This window comes from Sphingomonas mali NBRC 15500, from assembly GCF_001598415.1.
In the GTDB taxonomy this organism is placed as follows: Bacteria; Pseudomonadota; Alphaproteobacteria; order Sphingomonadales; family Sphingomonadaceae; genus Sphingomonas; species Sphingomonas mali.
Genome location: NZ_BCYX01000021.1, coordinates 15,648 through 27,093, shown reverse-complemented (window position 1 = coordinate 27,093; position 11,446 = coordinate 15,648). Strand labels below are relative to the sequence as shown.

The following is an 11,446-nucleotide window of genomic DNA, read 5'->3' as shown; positions in this document are numbered from 1 at the left end:
CGGCAAATCCTCCCTGCGCGAAGCGTGGGGAGGGGGACCATTGCGCAGCAATGGTGGAGGGGCCGCAGCCGCGTAGCGGCGAGGAGGGGCCATTTCCCCTCCACCATTTGCTCGCGCAAATGGTCCCCCTCCCCATCTGCGATGGGGGGGATTTGCGCGTTAGGCGACTGACCCCCCATTGCCGCTCCGAACCTCAAGTCGTAGGGCATTCCGCATGTCTCAGGCTAATCTCCTCATCCTCGGCGGCGGGCTGGTCGGCAGCGCGCTTGCGGTCGCGGCCGACGCGCATGGCATCACCAGCATCGTGGTCGATCCCGCCGATCCGGCGGTGGTCACCGCGGCGGGGTTCGACGGCCGCGCCTCGGCTATCGCCAGCGCGCCGATGAACATGCTGCGGGCAATCGGGGTGGCCGACCGGCTGGCCGGCAAGGGCTGTCCGATCGAAGGCATCCGCGTGTCGGACGGGCTCGAACCCGGCGCGCTCGATTTCGTGCCGCAGGACGGCGAGACCGCGCTCGGCACGATGTTCGAGAATCGCGATCTTCGCACCGCGTTGCTCGATGCCGCCAGCGCGGCGCCGGGCGTCGACCTTCGGATGCAGACGCGCGCCGTCCATATCGAGCGCGACGCGGCGGGCGTTCGCGCCACGTTGAGCGACGGCAGTCAGGTGCGTGCGTCGTTGCTGATCGGAGCGGAGGGGCGCACGTCGCCGACTCGCGAGGCGGCAGGGCTCAACGTCGCGCGCTGGACCTACGACCATGTCGCACTGGTCACCTCGATCGGGCACGAGCACAGCCACGATAATGTCGCCTACGAGATATTCTATCCCGAGGGACCGTTCGCGATCCTGCCCTTGAACGACGACGATCGTGGACATCGCTCGGCGATCGTCTGGTCGGTGCGCGGCGCTCAGGGCCCGGGAATGCAGAAACTGGGCGACCGTGGCTATATGGCCGAGCTCGAGCGCAAGATGGGCGGGTTCCTGGGCGAGATCACCTGGCTCGGTCCGCGCTTCGCGCATCCGCTCGGCTTTCACCACGCCGCGACGATCACCGCCGAGCGGCTGGCGCTTGTCGGCGACGCCGCGCACGGCATCCATCCGATCGCCGGACAAGGGGTCAATGTCGGTTTCCGCGACGTCGCGGCGCTGGTCGAGGTGCTGGTCGACGGCAAGCGGATCGGACTCGACGTCGGCGATCGCGCGCTGCTGACGCGCTACGAACGCTGGCGCAGCCTCGACACGTTCATGGTCGCGGCGGCGACCGACGGGTTGACGCGATTGTTCGGCATCCCAGGCAAGACCGCCAGCGCGGTGCGACGGTTCGGGCTTTCGGCCGTGCAGCACGCGCCGATGCTCAAGGATCGCTTCATCGCCGAGGCGCGGGGCGAATCGGGCGCGCTGCCGAAGCTGTTGGCGGGGATGGTGGTGTGATGCATTCATTCCTCTCCCTGGAGGGGAGAGGATACCGGAGCTTGGCAGCGTGCTGCCTAGCGAAGGTTGGTGAGGGTGATGCGGAGCGTAGCTCCGCGCGATTGCTCCGCAATCGCTTACCCCTCACCCAGCTCCGACTAAGGCTCTGACGAGCCTAAGTCTGCGCAACCCTCTCCCCCAAGGGGAGAGGGAGGTTAGAACCTACAACCGATCCAGGAACGCCATAAACGACGCATGGCTGCTGCCCGCGTCGCCCGAGCACTCTTCTTCGAGCTTCTTCTTGATCTGCGCCAACTCGTCCTGGGTCAGATTCTCGATCCCGACGAACTCGTCGCGCGGCCCCTGCAGCGCGCGGATCAGCTCGTCGAGCTTGGCCTGGATCGCCGATCCGTCGCGATTCTGCGCATTCTGGATCAGGAACACCATCAGGAAGGTGACGATCGTGGTGCCGGTGTTGATGATCAGCTGCCACGTGTCGGAATAATGGAAGACTGGCCCGGTCACGCCCCAGATGATGATCACCGTCAGCGCCAGAACGAAGGCCGGGGGACGTCCGGTCCAGCTCGCGACCTTGGCCGCAACCGTCTCGAAAATACGTTCCATTCGCCGCTCCTCTTGAACCTGCGACGGGGACTGCCACTTTCGACCCTTCCCCGCTATGGCAGAGGTCATGACCCAGATCAGTGTCGCCGCGCTCCAGCTCGCGTTCTCCAATGATATCGAGGCGAATATCGCCAACGTCTCGCGCCTCGTCCGCGAAGCGGCGACCAAGGGTGCGCAAGTCATCCTGCCGCCCGAATTGTTCGAGGGCGAATATTTCTGCCGCGTCGAGGACGAGGGGCTGTTCGCCAATGCGCGTCCGACCGCCGAGCATCGCGCGGTGCAGGCGATGCAGGCGCTCGCCGCCGAGCTCAAGGTGTGGATCCCGACCAGCTTCTTCGAAGCCGATGGTCCGCATCATTATAACAGCCTGGCCATGGTCAATCCCGACGGCAAGGTCGCCGGCGTCTATCGCAAGAGCCACATTCCCGACGGCCCCGGCTATGAAGAGAAATTCTATTTCCGCCCCGGCAACACCGGCTTCAAGGTGTGGGACGGCCCGTCGGCCAAGCTCGGCGTCGGGGTGTGCTGGGACCAATGGTATCCGGAAACCGCGCGCGCGATGATGCTGATGGGTGCGGAGATATTGTTCTACCCGACCGCGATCGGCAGCGAACCGCATGACGAGGGGCTCGACACCGCGCGGCTATGGCGGCGCGCCATGGTCGGGCATGCGGTGTCGAACGTCGTGCCGGTGGTCGCCGCCAATCGCGTCGGGACCGAGCATGGCCAGACCTTTTACGGCACCAGCTTCATCACCGACGAGCGCGGCGACATCCTGGCCGAACTCGACCGCGAGGAAGAGGGCGTGATCACCGCGACGCTCGACCTCGACCGGGTCAAGCGCCACCGCGCCGCGTTCGGCTTCTTCCGCGACCGCCGGCCCGAGCTGTACGGGCGGTTGGTGCAGGACATTTGACGCGCGAACGATAGCCGGGCGCCGCACGACGACGGCGCCCGGCCAGCGTCACGCGGCGACGGCCATCCGCGGCTGGCCCAGTGCCTTTTGCCACGCCGGCAGCAACGCGATCGTGTCGTAGAAGCGCTGCAGATTGGGATAGGCGTCGAAGTCGATCGGCATCGCGTCGCGATACGGCTCGGCCGACGCGATCGCGAAATCGGCGAAGCTCAGCCGATCCCCCAACATGAACTCGCGCGTCGCGAGGTGAGCATCGAGCACCGGCAGCAGGCGCGCCGCCTGCACCAGCGCATCGTCGACCAGCGGCTGCTTGGTTTCGCCCCATCCCAGCTGCGGACGCACGACCGATTCGAAGAAGATCGTGCCGAGCGCCTTGTTGTAATGGACGCCTTCCCACAACAGCCAGCGCATCATGTCGGCGCGCTGGCGGTGCCCGGTCGGGATCATCGCGCTACCCTCGGCGAGATAGAGACCGATCGCGTTCGATTCCCACAGCACGACATCGCCGTCCACCAATGTCGGCGCCAGGCGATTGGGATTGATCGCGGCATAAGCGTCGGACTGGACCTGCTCGACGGTCATGGCGTCGATCTCCACCGGCAGGTCGAGATGGTGGATGAGCGCCAAAACCTTGCGGGAATTCAGCGATTTGGTCAGCGCATAGAGCTTCATGTCAGTCTCCGTCGAACGGGGCGACCCAGCGCCGCCCGCTATCGCCAAGGACGGGGGCTCGGCGAAAAAGGATTCGCGGGGCCGAATCTTTTTCCGCGCCGCCACCGTCTCTCCCGGTAGAAGAATGGCGGATGGCGAGGGACATGACGGACGAGAAGGATCGGGCCCGGATCGAGGCGCTGCTGGTCGAGCTGCGGCCCGCGCTGCATCGCTATGCCGCGCGGATGGTGGGCTCGGTGCTCGACGGCGAGGACGTGGTGCAGGATGCGATCGCGCGCGCCATGGCGGCGCTCGACCGGGCGCCGCCCGAGGGCGACGCGACCGCCTGGTCGTTCCGCATCGCGCACAATGCCGCGATCGACCATTTGCGGGCGCGTGCCCGCCGGGGCGGCGAACAAGAGATCCAGGAGGAGGATATGATCTCGGATGGCGACGAGGCCGCGCGCCGGTGTGCCGCCGGCGCCGCGCTGGCGGTCTTCATGCAGCTGCCGCCACTGCAGCGCGGGACGGTCATCCTGAAGGACGTGTTGGGCTATTCGAACGAGGAAGCAGCGGGGATTCTCGACACGACCCTGGCGGCGACCAAGGCGGCGCTGCATCGCGGCCGCGCCCGCCTGCGTATCCTGGCCGATGCGCCGTCACCCTTGCCGCCCGCCGATCACGGCGACGTGATCCGGCTGCAGGCCTATGTCGACCGCTTCAATGCGCGGGACTTCGACGCCGTCCGCGCGATGCTCGCCGACGATGTGCGCTTCGAACTGGTGGCGCGAATGACGCGCGGGCGCGCGGCATTCGAAACCTATTTCACGCGTTATACCGAAATGACGTCATGGCGCTTGTCGGTCGGCGTGATCGAAGGCCGTGCCGCGGCGATCGTCCACGACCCCGCCGATCCGACGGGGCCGCCGACCGGGCTGATCGTGATCGATTGGGCTGACGGCCGGATCGTCCGGCTGCGCGACTTCTACCACGCGCGCTACGTGCTCCGCGACGCGGTGATCTCGCCGCCGGCGTAAAGTACGCTCAAGAGGGCGGCCGGCCTCTCAGCGCTTCCGCTTGGGCCTCGGTGCAGCCTTGGACCGCGATTTGCCGCGGCGGAGCAGGAACGCGGCCAGCCCGCCGATCGCGGCGACCCCCGCGGCCGCGATGGCGCCGCCGACCAGCAACTTGCGCGGCGGGCTGGACGGCTCCTCGGGTTCGGGAGCGGGCGGCGCGTGGTGTTCGTGCGGCGGCTCGGCGATCGGATAAGGCGACTGGTTGTCGGGCGGAACGGGCGGTTCGTGGGTCATGGCCGAAACAACCGACGGGCGCGGATGAAGTTCAACCGCGCAATCCGACAAGGCCACCGTCGCCAGGGCGGATCGGGCATCGCCAGCCGAACCCCACACTCCTTGACATGCAACCATAAGGTTGCCTATATGGCAACAAGCAACCAAATGGTTACCTATTATGCAGGCCGATGCGAGTGACGATGTCTTCAAGGCGCTGGCCGATCCCAGCCGCCGTCGCCTGCTCGATCGCCTGCACGCGACCGACGGTCAGTCGCTCGGCGATCTGTGCGCCGGCCTGACCATGACGCGTCAGGCGGTCGCCAAACACCTGGCGATCCTGGAGGCGGCCAACCTCGTCGTCTCCAAGCGCAAGGGCCGGGAAAAGCTCCATTTCATCAACCCGATCCCGATCCACGAAATCGCCGAACGCTGGATCAGCAAATTCGATCAACCACGCCTGAGCGCGCTGTCGGCCCTCAAGCGGAGCCTGGAAGGAGAAAACCATGACTGATGCCGACAAGAGCAGCTTCGTTTACGTGACCTTCGTCAAGACGACTCCCGACCGCCTGTGGGACGCGCTGATCGATCCCGATTTCGTCGAGCAATATTGGCTCGGCAACCGGATCGAGGCGGAGTGGAAAGTGGGCGGCAGCTGGAAGATTCTGTTCCCGGACGGCCGTGTCGCCGACCGCGGCGAAATCGTCGCGTTCGAGCCCGGCGAGCGGCTCGGCATCCGCTGGCTCAACGAATGGAAGCCCGAACTCAATGCCGAGGGCTATTCGATCTGCACGATGGAGCTCGAGCCGGTGGGCGAGGGCGTCAAGCTGACCGTCACGCACAGTATCGAACGCGCCGACTCCAAGCTGATCGCCGCGGTATCGGGCGGATGGCCGCTGATCCTGTCGAACCTGAAATCGTTGATCGAAACCGGATCGGTGTTCATGGCGCGCAAGGCGTGATCGCCCAGCTACGCGCCACGTAACTCCAGCGCGCGGGCGAACACCGCCTCGAACATCTCCGCGGTCAGGCGGCCGGTATTCTGGTTGTAGCGCGAGCAATGATAGCTATCGATCAGCATCCGGCCGTCGGGCACACGATGCTCGGCGAGATGCGCGAAGCGGCATTTCGGGAGCTTGCCGCCGAGTATCTTGACCGCCGATTGGTGGGCGATCTGGCCAAGCGCGACGAATACGCGCGCATTGGGCAGCACGTCGACCTGGCCGGCCAGGAACGGGCGGCAGCTATGGATTTCCCCAGGCGTCGGCTTGTTCTCGGGCGGCAGGCATTTGACCGAATTGCAGATGATCACGCCGTCGAGCGCCAGCCCGTCATCGGGCCGCGATTGATAGGTGCCGCGGGTGAAGCCGAACTTGGCCAGCGTCGCGAACAACAGGTCGCCGGCGTAATCGCCGGTGAACGGCCGGCCGGTGCGATTGGCGCCGTTCTTGCCCGGCGCGAGCCCGACAATGCACAGCCAGGCATTGGGATCGCCGAACACCGGCACCGGGGCGTTCCACCAATCGGGATGCTCGGCGCGCAATTGCTCGCGAAACGCCACCAGCCGCGGACAGCGCGGGCAATCGTGCGGCGGTTCGGTGTCGGGGATCGGGCCGGGTGCAAAGTCCATGCGCTTGCGGTAGGCCGGGCGACGTCATGCCGTCCAGCTATGTCATCGCTTTGGGTTCCAATCGCCGCGGCCGCCACGGCGCGCCCGCCGACGAGGTGCGCGCGGCGCTGGCGGCGATCGGCGGTGTCGTCATGATGTCACCCCTGGTCGCCACCGCGCCGCTCGGCCCGGCGCGGCGGCGCTTCGTCAATACGGCGGCGCTGATCGAGAGCGACGACAGCCCGCCCGAACTGCTCGCGCGGCTGAAGGCGATCGAGAGTGCGTTCGGGCGGCGGCGCGGGCAGCGCTGGACCGACCGCGTGATCGATCTCGACATCATCCTGTGGTCCGGCGGCGCCTGGGCGAGCGACGGGCTGACCGTGCCGCATCCCGACTTCCGCCGCCGTGCCTTCGTGCTCCGGCCGGTCGCGGCGATCGTGCCGGATTGGCGCGACCCGATGACCGGGCTGACGATGCGCCAGTTGGCGGCGCGTATCCGCTAGAGCGTCGCGCGGAAAAGTGGGTACCGGTTTTCCGTAAAAAGCGACGCGACAACAAATACCTAGAGCGGAGTGCCTGATTCAAAAATCAGGCACTCCGCTCTAGAAGCTGCGCGCGCTTCCCACCGAGGCGATCGCTGCGCTGAACAAGACCAGCCACAACAGGCAGACGACCAACGCGAGCCCGCCGGTCACCAGCCCGCCGATCGCCAGTCCCTTGCTGGTCGGGCTCCTTAATCCGATCCCGCCGGTGATGAGCGCGGCGGGGGCGAGCAGCCACGAGATCAGCCCGATGATCGGAATGATCGAACAGATCAGCCCCAGGATGCCGAGGACCAGCGACGCGGTTGCCGCGCCGGAGCCTTCGGAGGACGAGGGTTCGGGATAATAAGGAACCGGGCGCACCGACGGGCGCATCGGATCGGGATCGCTGGCCATGATGCCCCTTATCGCTGCAATTCGGCATGGCTAGCGGCGGCGGCGTCCGATGCCAAGCGGCGCAATGGTTGACCCGGCGTGCCTCGCCCCCTAAGCGCCGCCACCTTGGGGCTCGTAGCTCAGTCGGTAGAGCAACGGACTTTTAATCTGTAGGTCCCGGGTTCGAATCCCGGCGAGCCCACCACCCTTTCCTGCGGCCCGAGGCTTCCTCTCCCTTGAGGGGAGAGGATACCGCAGCTTGGCAGCTTGCTGCCTAGCGAAGGTTGGAGAGGGTGATGCGGAGCAAAGCTCCGCGTGGTCCTGCGGACCACTTATCCCTCACCCAACTGCGACTAGGGTTCTGACTCCCCCAAGGGGAGAGGGGTTGGTCGCTTACCCTTGCCGCTCGGCCAACACGCGCTCCCATGCCAGCGCGTCGCGGACGATGCGGTCGAGATCGTCATATTGCGGGCGCCACGGCAAGGTCGCCAGGATGCGGCGATTGTCCGACACCAATTCGGCCGGGTCGCCCGCGCGTCGGCCCTGGAACACGCGCTTGACCTCGTGATTGGTCACGCGGTCGACCGCGTCGAGCACTTGCAACACCGAATAGCCATGGCCGTAACCCGCGTTCATCGTCAGGTTATCGCCAGGCTCGGCGATCAGCCGGTCGAGCGCGTGGACGTGCGCGGCGGCCAGGTCGCTGACATGGATATAATCGCGCACCCCGGTGCCGTCGGCGGTAGCGAAATCGGTGCCGAACACGCCGACATGGTCGCGCTTACCGGTCGCCGCCTCGACCGCGACCTTGATCAGATGCGTCGCGCCCGCGGTCGACTGGCCCGACCGCCCCTGCGGGTCGGCGCCGGCGACGTTGAAATAGCGCAGCGCGCAATAATTGATCGGATGCGCCGCCGCGACGTCCTTCAGCATCGCCTCGGTCATCAGCTTTGACATGCCATAGGGATTGATCGGCAGCTTGGGATCGTCCTCGGCCACCGGCACGCGCTCGGGTGTGCCATAGGTCGCCGCGGTCGAGCTGAAGATGAAATGCTTCACGCCGCTGACGACGGCGCTCTCGATCAGCGCGCGGCTCGCGACGGTGTTGTTGCGATAATATTTGAGCGGGTTCTCGACCGATTCGGGCACCACCACCGACCCGGCGAAATGCATGACGGCCAGGATGTCGTGCTCGCGCATCGCGGCGCGGACCTTGTCGTCATCCTCGATATTGGCGACGACCAATGTGGCGCGCGGATCGACCGCCCAGTCGAACCCGGTCACCAGATTGTCGACCACCACCACGTCCCAGCCGGCATCGAGCAAGGCCAGCACCGCGTGGCTGCCGATATAGCCCGCGCCGCCCGTGACCAGCACCTTGCCCTTGCTCATTCGCGCATCCTTCTTGTCCAGCCCTTTGCCGCTGCGCGCGCCGTACCTATCTTTAGGCCAACTTGAAAAGGGAGTGAGACGAATGTCCCTCGAATTTGCGACGCTTGCCGGCGGCTGCTTCTGGTGCACCGAGGCGGTGTATAACGATGTGATCGGCGTCGAGAGCGTCGAAAGCGGCTATATCGGCGGCCATGTCGCCAACCCGACCTACAAACAGGTGTGCGGCGGCGATACCGGCCATGCCGAGGCGATCCGCGTCGGCTTCGATCCCGAGCGGATTTCCTATGCCGAGCTGCTCGACATCTTCTTCGCGACGCACGACCCGACTACGCTCAATCGCCAGGGCAACGACGTCGGCACGCAATATCGCTCGGCGATCTTCCCGCACGATGCGGCGCAGGAGGCAGAAGCCAAGGCGGCGATCGTCCGGGCGCAGGCCGAATGGCCCAATCCGATCGTGACGACGATCGAGCCGCTCGGCACCTGGTATCCGGCTGAGGATTATCACCAGGAATATTGGGACGGCGAAGGCCAGCGGAATCCGTACTGCCTAGCGGTGATCCCGCCCAAGCTCAAGAAACTGCGCAAGAGCTTCGCCGCGCGGTCCAAGGCCGAGACGGCGGCGGCCTGACGATCAACCGTCATCCCAGCGCAAGCTGGGATCTCAGGCGGGGAAATACTGCCAGAGACCAGCATCGGGTCGGATCGTCCCCCGGACGATCCTTGAGCATGCGGGGCATGCTCAACCCGATGCTCTTTCGCCGGGGTGACGGTGATTGGTTAGGGCAATTGGTTACAGCGCCTCGCCTTCGACCGGCGGCCTGACCGTCGCGTCGGCGCCGAGCGCCTTGTAGACGACGCCGCCCAGGATCCCGCCGATCAGCGGCGCGACCCAGAATACCCAGAGCTGCTCGATCGCCCAGCCGCCGACGACCAAAGCCTGGCCGGTCGAGCGCGCCGGATTGACCGAGGTATTGGTCACCGGGATCGAGACGAGGTGGATCAGCGTCAGCGCGAGTCCGATCGCGATCGGTGCGAAGCCGGCCGGCGCGCGCTTATCGGTCGCGCCCATGATCACGATCAGGAACATGAAGGTCATCACGACCTCCATCGTCACGCCGGCGACCAGCGAATATTTGCCGGGCGAATGCTCACCGAATCCGTTGGCGGCAAACGCGCCCATCTCCCAGCCCGACTGCCCCGATGCGATGAAATAGAGCAGATAGGCGGCGATCACCGCGCCCAGCACCTGGGCGATGACATAGAGCGGGATGTCCTTGCCCGAAAAGCGCCCGCCTGCCCACAGGCCGAGCGTCACGGCGGGATTGAGATGGCATCCCGAAATATGCCCGATCGTATAGGCCATGGTCAGCACGGTCAGGCCGAACGCCAGGGCGACCCCGGCAAAGCCGATGCCCGCGGCGGGGAAATTACAGGCCAGGACCGCGGCACCGCAGCCGCCGAAAACGAGCCAGAACGTGCCGATAAGCTCGGCGAGCCCGCGTTGGATGTTCGTCATACGCCCCTCTCCTTGGTCGTGCCGCCTTACGGAACGAGTGCCGGGACGGCCCGATGGCGAGAGACTAGGCCTCGTTTCGGCTGTGTAAAGACGTAACGGCTTGTTTTGCAGTCATTCCCGATGCGATGCGCGGCGCAGCCGGTCGTTGATCGCGACGCCGATCCCTTCGTTGGGGACGGGGGCGATCGCGATTTTCGGCCGCGCTGAGGCGTCGGCGCGGTGCAGCGCGTCGAACAGATTGGCCGCCGCCTCGGCCAGATCCCCGCTCGGTGAGAGATTGTCGTCGCCCCCGGTCGCGGCGAACCCGATCATCCATTCGTCTTCCGCCGCGCGGGGCGCATCGATCCGCAAGGGTTTGCGCGGCGCATAATGCGCGAGCAGCTGGCCGGGGGATTCGATCTGCTCGGGCTGGGCCTCATCCTCTCCGGCGTCGAAACGATCGAGCTTCACGCCTGGCCGGGTGATCGCGGCGCGCACCTCGTCGGTCGTCACCGGCCCGTGGCGCAGGATGCGCGTCATTCCGAACACTTCGCGCACGATGGTCGATTCGATTCCCTGACTGGTTGGCCCGTCGTCGAGGATCAGCGGGATGCGCCCCCCCAGGCTGGCAAGCACATGTTCGGCCCGCGTCGGGCTGATCGACCCCGAGGCATTGGCCGACGGCGCCGCGAGCGGCCGCCCGCTTGCTTCGAGCAAGGCGCGCATCGCGCGATGGCGCGGCACGCGGATCGCGATCGTCTCGAGCCCCGCCGTCACCAGCGACGCGATCTGCGCCGATGGCTTGAGCGGCAGCACCAGGGTCAACGGCCCCGGCCAGAACGCCTCGGCCAGTGCGTCGGCGCGGCGGTCGAACGCGGCGATCCGTTTCGCCTCGGCGAGATCGGGGACATGGACGATCAACGGGTTGAAGCTCGGCCGCCCCTTGGCCGCATAGACCGCTGTGACCGCGGCGGCATTGGTCGCATCCGCGGCCAGGCCATAGACCGTCTCGGTCGGTACCGCGACGCAGGCGCCTTGCCGGATCAGCGCCGCCGCTTCGGCGACAGAATCGGCTCCATAAGGTAAAGTGCGGGTGAGTTGCGCGTCCATCGCCCGGGGCTATAGCGCGTCGGATCAGG

General features: G+C 66.3%; 15 protein-coding genes and 1 tRNA gene. 8 read left to right on the top strand and 8 right to left on the bottom strand.

What is annotated here, in order from left to right:
• Positions 1-214: 214 nt before the first annotated feature.
• On the top strand, positions 215-1,432 hold the full coding sequence (locus tag SMA01S_RS15245; protein ID WP_066824109.1) for an FAD-dependent monooxygenase: 1,218 nt from the start codon (positions 215-217) through the stop codon (positions 1,430-1,432).
• Between the two features lie 201 nt (positions 1,433-1,633).
• On the opposite strand, the gene SMA01S_RS15240 is transcribed toward SMA01S_RS15245, so the two are convergent.
• Positions 1,634-2,035, bottom strand: a complete 402-nt coding sequence (locus SMA01S_RS15240) for a low affinity iron permease family protein (RefSeq protein ID WP_066824107.1) — start codon at positions 2,033-2,035, stop codon at positions 1,634-1,636.
• Positions 2,036-2,102: 67 nt separating this feature from the next.
• Here SMA01S_RS15240 and aguB point away from each other — a divergent pair, with 67 nt between their 5' ends.
• Complete coding sequence (aguB, locus tag SMA01S_RS15235) at positions 2,103-2,951, top strand: N-carbamoylputrescine amidase (protein ID WP_066824248.1); 849 nt, start codon at positions 2,103-2,105, stop codon at positions 2,949-2,951.
• 48 nt (positions 2,952-2,999) lie between these two features.
• Here the strand turns inward: aguB and SMA01S_RS15230 are convergent, their stop codons facing one another.
• Complete coding sequence (locus SMA01S_RS15230) at positions 3,000-3,623, bottom strand: glutathione S-transferase family protein (protein WP_066824105.1); 624 nt, start codon at positions 3,621-3,623, stop codon at positions 3,000-3,002.
• Between the two features lie 143 nt (positions 3,624-3,766).
• Here SMA01S_RS15230 and SMA01S_RS15225 point away from each other — a divergent pair, with 143 nt between their 5' ends.
• Positions 3,767-4,639 (top strand): sigma-70 family RNA polymerase sigma factor, encoded by an 873-nt coding sequence (locus SMA01S_RS15225; RefSeq protein ID WP_066824095.1) that lies wholly within the window; start codon positions 3,767-3,769, stop codon positions 4,637-4,639.
• Between the two features lie 27 nt (positions 4,640-4,666).
• On the opposite strand, the gene SMA01S_RS15220 is transcribed toward SMA01S_RS15225, so the two are convergent.
• Positions 4,667-4,912 (bottom strand): hypothetical protein, encoded by a 246-nt coding sequence (locus SMA01S_RS15220; RefSeq protein ID WP_066824090.1) that lies wholly within the window; start codon positions 4,910-4,912, stop codon positions 4,667-4,669.
• A 160-nt stretch (positions 4,913-5,072) separates the two neighbouring features.
• On the opposite strand from SMA01S_RS15220, the gene SMA01S_RS15215 reads away from it, so the two are divergent.
• Complete coding sequence (locus SMA01S_RS15215; protein WP_066824088.1) at positions 5,073-5,405, top strand: ArsR/SmtB family transcription factor; 333 nt, start codon at positions 5,073-5,075, stop codon at positions 5,403-5,405.
• Entirely contained in the window at positions 5,398-5,853 is a 456-nt protein-coding gene (locus SMA01S_RS15210) for an SRPBCC family protein (RefSeq protein WP_066824086.1), read from the top strand. The genes SMA01S_RS15215 and SMA01S_RS15210 overlap by 8 nt, the downstream gene beginning before the upstream one ends.
• An 8-nt stretch (positions 5,854-5,861) precedes the next feature.
• Here the strand turns inward: SMA01S_RS15210 and SMA01S_RS15205 are convergent, their stop codons facing one another.
• Positions 5,862-6,521, bottom strand: coding sequence for a uracil-DNA glycosylase (locus SMA01S_RS15205; protein WP_066824084.1), 660 nt, complete (start codon positions 6,519-6,521; stop codon positions 5,862-5,864).
• A 26-nt stretch (positions 6,522-6,547) separates the two neighbouring features.
• Between SMA01S_RS15205 and folK the strand changes: the two genes are divergently transcribed.
• Positions 6,548-7,003, top strand: coding sequence for a 2-amino-4-hydroxy-6-hydroxymethyldihydropteridine diphosphokinase (gene folK, locus SMA01S_RS15200; protein WP_066824082.1), 456 nt, complete (start codon positions 6,548-6,550; stop codon positions 7,001-7,003).
• 99 nt (positions 7,004-7,102) lie between these two features.
• On the opposite strand, the gene SMA01S_RS15195 is transcribed toward folK, so the two are convergent.
• On the bottom strand, positions 7,103-7,438 hold the full coding sequence (locus tag SMA01S_RS15195; protein WP_066824079.1) for a hypothetical protein: 336 nt from the start codon (positions 7,436-7,438) through the stop codon (positions 7,103-7,105).
• A gap of 108 nt (positions 7,439-7,546) precedes the next feature.
• Here SMA01S_RS15195 and SMA01S_RS15190 point away from each other — a divergent pair.
• Positions 7,547-7,622, top strand: a tRNA-Lys gene (locus SMA01S_RS15190).
• Between the two features lie 188 nt (positions 7,623-7,810).
• On the opposite strand, the gene galE is transcribed toward SMA01S_RS15190, so the two are convergent.
• A complete protein-coding gene (gene galE, locus SMA01S_RS15185; protein WP_066824077.1) occupies positions 7,811-8,809 on the bottom strand; it encodes a UDP-glucose 4-epimerase GalE in 999 nt (332 codons plus the stop codon).
• An 82-nt stretch (positions 8,810-8,891) separates the two neighbouring features.
• Here galE and msrA point away from each other — a divergent pair, with 82 nt between their 5' ends.
• On the top strand, positions 8,892-9,440 hold the full coding sequence (msrA, locus tag SMA01S_RS15180) for a peptide-methionine (S)-S-oxide reductase MsrA (protein WP_066824074.1): 549 nt from the start codon (positions 8,892-8,894) through the stop codon (positions 9,438-9,440).
• Between the two features lie 162 nt (positions 9,441-9,602).
• Here the strand turns inward: msrA and aqpZ are convergent, their stop codons facing one another.
• Together aqpZ and SMA01S_RS15170 are read right to left on the bottom strand one after the other, a co-directional pair.
• Positions 9,603-10,328, bottom strand: coding sequence for an aquaporin Z (gene aqpZ, locus SMA01S_RS15175; protein ID WP_066824069.1), 726 nt, complete (start codon positions 10,326-10,328; stop codon positions 9,603-9,605).
• Between the two features lie 111 nt (positions 10,329-10,439).
• On the bottom strand, positions 10,440-11,417 hold the full coding sequence (locus SMA01S_RS15170; protein WP_066824067.1) for an L-threonylcarbamoyladenylate synthase: 978 nt from the start codon (positions 11,415-11,417) through the stop codon (positions 10,440-10,442).
• Positions 11,418-11,446: the final 29 nt, after the last annotated feature.

Excerpts from the sequence above, each read along its gene's own strand:
- SMA01S_RS15245 (WP_066824109.1), top strand. The coding sequence starts at position 215 with ATGTCTCAGGCTAATCTCCTCATCCTCGGCGGCGGGCTGGTCGGCAGC.
- SMA01S_RS15240 (WP_066824107.1), bottom strand. The coding sequence starts at position 2,035 with ATGGAACGTATTTTCGAGACGGTTGCGGCCAAGGTCGCGAGCTGGACC.
- aguB (WP_066824248.1), top strand. The coding sequence starts at position 2,103 with ATGACCCAGATCAGTGTCGCCGCGCTCCAGCTCGCGTTCTCCAATGAT.
- SMA01S_RS15230 (WP_066824105.1), bottom strand. The coding sequence starts at position 3,623 with ATGAAGCTCTATGCGCTGACCAAATCGCTGAATTCCCGCAAGGTTTTG.
- SMA01S_RS15225 (WP_066824095.1), top strand. The coding sequence starts at position 3,767 with ATGACGGACGAGAAGGATCGGGCCCGGATCGAGGCGCTGCTGGTCGAG.
- SMA01S_RS15220 (WP_066824090.1), bottom strand. The coding sequence starts at position 4,912 with ATGACCCACGAACCGCCCGTTCCGCCCGACAACCAGTCGCCTTATCCG.
- SMA01S_RS15215 (WP_066824088.1), top strand. The coding sequence starts at position 5,073 with ATGCAGGCCGATGCGAGTGACGATGTCTTCAAGGCGCTGGCCGATCCC.
- SMA01S_RS15210 (WP_066824086.1), top strand. The coding sequence starts at position 5,398 with ATGACTGATGCCGACAAGAGCAGCTTCGTTTACGTGACCTTCGTCAAG.
- SMA01S_RS15205 (WP_066824084.1), bottom strand. The coding sequence starts at position 6,521 with ATGGACTTTGCACCCGGCCCGATCCCCGACACCGAACCGCCGCACGAT.
- folK (WP_066824082.1), top strand. The coding sequence starts at position 6,548 with ATGCCGTCCAGCTATGTCATCGCTTTGGGTTCCAATCGCCGCGGCCGC.
- SMA01S_RS15195 (WP_066824079.1), bottom strand. The coding sequence starts at position 7,438 with ATGGCCAGCGATCCCGATCCGATGCGCCCGTCGGTGCGCCCGGTTCCT.
- galE (WP_066824077.1), bottom strand. The coding sequence starts at position 8,809 with ATGAGCAAGGGCAAGGTGCTGGTCACGGGCGGCGCGGGCTATATCGGC.
- msrA (WP_066824074.1), top strand. The coding sequence starts at position 8,892 with ATGTCCCTCGAATTTGCGACGCTTGCCGGCGGCTGCTTCTGGTGCACC.
- aqpZ (WP_066824069.1), bottom strand. The coding sequence starts at position 10,328 with ATGACGAACATCCAACGCGGGCTCGCCGAGCTTATCGGCACGTTCTGG.
- SMA01S_RS15170 (WP_066824067.1), bottom strand. The coding sequence starts at position 11,417 with ATGGACGCGCAACTCACCCGCACTTTACCTTATGGAGCCGATTCTGTC.